This is a genomic window from Pseudomonas sp. Irchel s3b6 (assembly GCF_900187415.1).
In the GTDB taxonomy this organism is placed as follows: Bacteria; Pseudomonadota; Gammaproteobacteria; order Pseudomonadales; family Pseudomonadaceae; genus Aquipseudomonas.
Map to the genome: position 1 here is coordinate 1 of NZ_FYDM01000040.1, position 1,235 is coordinate 1,235.

General features: G+C 57.1%; 1 protein-coding gene. It reads right to left on the minus strand.

Going from position 1 to position 1,235, the window contains the following annotated elements; translation table 11 throughout:
- Nucleotides 1-8: 8 nt before the first annotated feature.
- Nucleotides 9-1,171, minus strand: a protein-coding gene (locus tag CKW07_RS25055) for an IS3 family transposase (protein WP_095147513.1) whose coding sequence is annotated in 2 segments (ribosomal slippage) — nt 9-916 and nt 916-1,171 — 1,164 coding nt in all. Because the reading frame shifts where the segments join, the coding sequence is not laid out codon by codon here.
- Between the last annotated feature and the right edge of the window lie 64 nt (nt 1,172-1,235).

Sequence of the window (1,235 nt, forward strand, 5' to 3'; positions counted from 1 at the left end):
TGTAGTGGTCAACTAATCCCGGACACGACGTTAAGTTTTTCTTCGGCCCGAGCTGGCGCCAGCCCACCGTTGAATTGATGGGGTCGAATCCAGTTGTACCGATGCATCAAGAATTGGCTGATATCACGCTGGGCTTCTTGAGCCGTTCTGTAGCCCGTGTTCGGTATCCATTCTGTTTTCAAGCTGCGGAACACGCGCTCCATTGGCGCGTTGTCCCAGCAATTTCCCCGCCGGCTCATGCTCTGGCGCATGCGATAACGCCACAGCCGCTGGCGAAATAGACGACTCGCATACTGCGACCCTTGATCCGAGTGAAACAGCAGGCCCTGAGGTTTGCCTCGTTGTTCGTAAGCCATATCCAGCGCCTTGATAACCAGATCGGCGTCCGGCTTTTCCGACAACGCCCAGCCCACTACCCGGCGTGTGCAAAGATCCAGCACGACAGCCAGGTAATGCCATTTCCCCTGGGCCCAGATGTAGGTGATGTCGCCGCACCACACCTGGTTGGGTGCCGGAACATCGAACTCCCGACTCAAGAGGTTCGGGATATCCAACCGTTCAACTGTCGCTCGTTTATAGGCATGTGATCCGGGCTGTTTACTGACGAGGTCAAGCTCGCGCATCAGGCTGCGCACTTTGAATCGACCGAGCTGCTCACCGTCGTCACGCATCAGCGACAGGATGCTGCGGCTGCCCGCAGCACTGCGACTTTGCGAAAACAGCTCGCTCACCCGGCTGCGCAACCGAAGCCGTTCGACATCAGGTGTTCGGCGCCTAAGGCGCTGGGCGTAGTAGCACGAACGGGTGACTTCAAACACCTTGCACAGCCAATCAATCGGCTCATGGACTCTCAGCTGATTGATCAGCGCGTACGCTCGTGATCTTCCGACATCAAGAGCGCGGTAGCCTTTTTTAATATCGATTTTTCCCGTTCAAGGCGGGCGATCCGGGCTTCCAGCTCCTGGATTTTCTGCTGTTCCGGGGTCAGCGCTCTGCTCTGCGGAGTGACGCCTTGGCGCTCCTGCTGAACCTGATCAACCCAGCGGCGCAGGGCCGACTCGCCGACGCCGAGTGAACGGCTGGCTTCGATGTAGCTGTAGTTTTGCTTGAGCACGAGGTCGGCAGCCTCGCGTTTGAATTCAGCAGAAAAGGAACGGCGTTGTTTGGTCATCTGACACCTCGATCTGGCGAGCATTCTCACCTAAATGGGTGTCCGGTTTCATTAGACCACTACA